The organism is Mycobacterium sp. TH-M15 (assembly GCF_057473705.1).
The window spans coordinates 1-3,675 of sequence record NZ_JBYCLB010000468.1; the positions used below are offsets into that span (position 1 = coordinate 1).

Genomic DNA, 3,675 nt, shown 5'->3' on the forward strand with positions numbered 1-3,675 from the left:
GCCGATTCGAACGCCGACGCCGCACGCGAGCTGCTCCGCGACTCGTTCACCCGGTTGATCGAGCACGTCGACGCGCTCACCGCCGGCCTCACCGATGCGGTGGCCGGCTACCGGCCGACCGCAACCGCCAACAGCATCGCCTGGCTGATCTGGCACAGCGCCCGGGTGCAGGACTGGCAGGTCGCCGACATCGCCGGGGTGCAGCAGGTGTGGACCCGGGACGACTGGGTGAACCGATTCGGTCTGGACCTGCCGCGCAACGACACCGGGTACGGACACCGCGCCGCCGACGTCGCCAAGGTCCGGGTGCCGGCCGAACTGCTGGCCGGCTACTACCGCGCCGTGCACCGGCTGACCCTGGACTACCTGGCCGGAATCGACGCCGACGAACTGGCCCGGGTGGTCGACACCAACTGGGATCCGCCGGTGACCGCCAGCGCCCGGCTGGTCAGCACCGTCGACGACTGCGCCCAGCACCTGGGCCAGGCTGCCTACCTGCGCGGCATCGCGCCCTGACCGGCGTCGGTGCCGCCGAGCAGCCGGGGTCAGCCGCCCGTCGTGGTGCGCCTCGCCGAAGAAGTCGGAGTCGTCCCCGGCGCAGCCGCCCGCCAGCAGACAGTCGTGTCACGATCGCGCCGTAGCATGACGCTATGACTGCCACCACACCCGTCGTCCCCGAGTACTCCGGCACCGGCACGGTGCGCAACCCCGTTACCGGCGCCACGGCCGGGCAGGTGACCTGGACCGATCCGGCCGACGTGCCGCAGATCGCCGCCGGACTGCGTGCGGCACAGCGGGACTGGGAGCGGCTCGGCACCGAGGGACGCGCCACGGCGTTGTCGAGGTTCGCGGTCTGGCTCGCCGACCACCGCGGCGAGATCGAAGAGCTGCTGATCGCCGAGACCGGCAAGTCGGCTGCCGACGCCGCCCAGGAGGTGCCGCTGCTGCTGATGATCTTGTCCTACGCGGTCAAGACGATGGCGAAGGCGCTGGCGCCGCAGCGGCGGCCGGCGTCGCTGCCGCTGCTGGCGATCAAGAGGGTCACCGTCTACTACCGGCCGCGTCCGGTGGTCGGCGTCATCGCGCCGTGGAACTACCCGGTGGCCAACGCGCTGATGGACGGAGTCGGGGCGCTGGCGGCCGGCTGCGCGGTGCTGCTCAAGCCGTCCGAGCGCACCCCGCTCACCGCGGAGCTGCTGCGTCGTGGCTGGCTGGCGTCCGGCTGCCCGGACGTGTTGGCGGTGGTGCAGGGTGCCCGCGCGGTGGCCGAGGCGGTGATCGACAACGCCGACTACGTCCAGTTCACCGGCTCGACCGCAACCGGCATCAAGGTGATGGAGCGCGCCGCCCGACGGCTCACCCCGGTCAGCCTGGAGCTGGGCGGCAAGGACCCGATGATCGTCTGCGAGGACGCCGACATCGACCTGGCCGCACACGCCGCGGTGTGGGGGGCGATGTTCAACGCCGGCCAGACCTGCGTCTCGGTGGAGCGGGTGTACGTGCTCGAAGGCGTCTACGACAAGTTCGTCGCCGCGGTGGTCCGCGACGTGCAGGCCCTGCAGGTCGGGGCCGGCGCCGGCAACCATCTGGGGTCGCTGATCGACGAGCAGCAGCTGGCGGTCACCGAACGCCACGTCGCCGACGCGGTGGCGGCCGGGGCGAAGGCGCTGACCGGCGGTGCCCGATCCGACGGCCCGGGCAGCTTCTACCCGCCGACGGTGCTGGTCGACGTCGACCATTCGATGGCGTGCATGACCGAGGAGACCTTCGGCCCGACCCTGCCGATCATGAAGGTCGCCACCGTGGAAGAGGCGATCCGGCTGGCCAACGACAGCCCGTACGGACTGAGCGCATCGGTGTTCTCCCGCGACGTCGACCGCGCCAAAGACATTGCCGTGCAGCTTGACTGCGGCGCGGTCAACGTCAACGACGCGCTGGCGAACCTGATGTGCCTGGCCGCACCGATGGGCGGCTGGAAATCGTCCGGGATCGGCGCCCGGTTCGGCGGCGCCGACGGGATGCGCAAGTTCTGCCGGCCGGAGACCGTGGTCACGCCGCGGACGAACGCCGGCGCGGGCGGCAACTACTACCACAATTCGTTCAAGGCGCTGGCCCGGGGAAACCGGCTGATCACCCGGGCGGCGCTGGCCCGTCCCCGGCGCCGTGCGAAATAGCCGCGTGCGGTTCCTGACCGCGCTGCTGGCCTGGCTGGTGACCACCGCGCTGCTGGCGGTGACGGTGCCCGGGGTGTGGGCGCAGCGCAGCCTGGTCGACGTCGACGGGTACGCCCGGTTGGCCCGGCAGGCCGCGGACGACCCAAAGCTGCAGCGGGCCGCCGCCGCCGAACTCACCACCCAGACGACGCGGCTGATCCGGGACCGCGGATACACCGTCGACGTCGAGGATGTCCAGCGGATCGCCGCCGGCTACGCCGCCGGCCCGGACTTCCCGGACGCCTTCGCCCAGGTCAACCGCGCCGCGCACGACTGGCTGTTCACCGATGCCCAGGCCGGCGCCGACTCGTGGACGGTGGACCTGGCGCCGATGTTGCGCGACGGTGCATTCCAGCAGACGCTGGCCGGAAACGACGTGCAGCTGCCGGATACCGTCGTCGTCCCGCTGAGCGCCTCGACACCGGATTACCTCCGCGCCGGACGACTGCGGCCGGCGGCGGTGTGGGGGCCGTGGGCGAGTATCGCGGCGGTTGCGCTGACCGTGCTCGCCGCGCTGCTGACGCTGGCGCTGGCACGCAGCCGGTGCCGGACACTGGCCGGTCTGGGGATATCCGCGCTGCTGGTCGGGGCCGCCGGCTGGGCCGGCATCGAGGTCGGCCGCCGCTACCTGGACGGCGCGCTCGGTGCGGTCAGCGACGATGTCCGCCGAATCGTCGAGGCGATGGTGGATGTCGCCGAATCCGGCTTGCACCACTGGCTCAACCTGACCCTGGCGGGCGGCGGCGTGCTGGTGGCGCTGGCTGCGGCGGTGGCGTTGCTGGGCGCCCTGATCGACCGGTGAACCGCGGGTCAATCCCCGGCTGGCGGTGCCGGATCGGTCTGTTCGGCGGCCCGACGGTGCAGCCGCAGCTCTGCCCGGAGCGCCTGGTCGAGTGCCCGGTCCATCGCGGAGTGCGCCGAATGGGTGGCGACGCGCCGCATGGTCGCGACGATGTCGGTGGCCCAGGAGAGTTCGTCGTCGGTGGACGGCATCCAGCCCGGTCCCCGCCGCCGGGTCACTTCGTCGTGCGCCGCACTGACCAGGACCCGGGCCGCCTCGTCGAGTTTGCCGTTCATCGCGATGTGGATCTCGGCGAGGTCGTCCAGCCTCATGCCGCGGGCGATCAGCGCGGCGAAGTCGTCGACGGTCTGCAGGTCCGGGACCCGATACGAGTCGGGGTTCTCGGTGGGCCGGATCAGTCCGGCCTCGACCAGCTTCGACAGCGTAGGGCCGTCGATCGGCCCCAGCCGCTTCTCCAGCTGCGCCCCGGACAGCGTTCCCGCCGCCGGGTTGGACCACCGCTGCTCGAGCAGGTCCGACAGGTCGGACAGGTCGAGCACGTCGACGAGCTTCGCCCCACGCTGCAGCCCGGTCAGGAACCGGGTGATGTGCTTGATGGTGAACCCCTCGCCGAGCAGGCGGTTGATCGCCCGCAGTTGACGCAGGTGCCAGTCGTTGTAG

General features: G+C 71.8%; 4 protein-coding genes. 3 read left to right on the forward strand and 1 reads right to left on the reverse strand.

Annotation, left to right across the window (positions count from 1 at the left end; genetic code table 11):
• Positions 1-30 precede the first annotated feature (30 nt).
• The 3 genes from AC2VNT_RS11290 (at position 31) to AC2VNT_RS11300 (ending at position 3,015) form a co-directional block, all read left to right on the forward strand.
• The gene (locus AC2VNT_RS11290; protein WP_486946941.1) at positions 31-516 is read left to right on the forward strand and encodes a mycothiol transferase; all 486 of its coding nucleotides are present in this window, start codon (positions 31-33) and stop codon (positions 514-516) included.
• 134 nt (positions 517-650) lie between these two features.
• Positions 651-2,174: an aldehyde dehydrogenase family protein gene (locus tag AC2VNT_RS11295; RefSeq protein ID WP_486946938.1), complete on the forward strand. Its 1,524-nt coding sequence runs from the start codon at positions 651-653 to the stop codon at positions 2,172-2,174.
• Positions 2,175-2,178: 4 nt separating this feature from the next.
• The gene (locus AC2VNT_RS11300) at positions 2,179-3,015 is read left to right on the forward strand and encodes a hypothetical protein (protein WP_486946939.1); all 837 of its coding nucleotides are present in this window, start codon (positions 2,179-2,181) and stop codon (positions 3,013-3,015) included.
• A gap of 8 nt (positions 3,016-3,023) precedes the next feature.
• Here AC2VNT_RS11300 and AC2VNT_RS11305 read toward each other — a convergent pair.
• Positions 3,024-3,675 (reverse strand): MerR family transcriptional regulator (locus AC2VNT_RS11305; protein WP_486946940.1); only part of this gene is annotated, 652 nt, incomplete at its 5' end.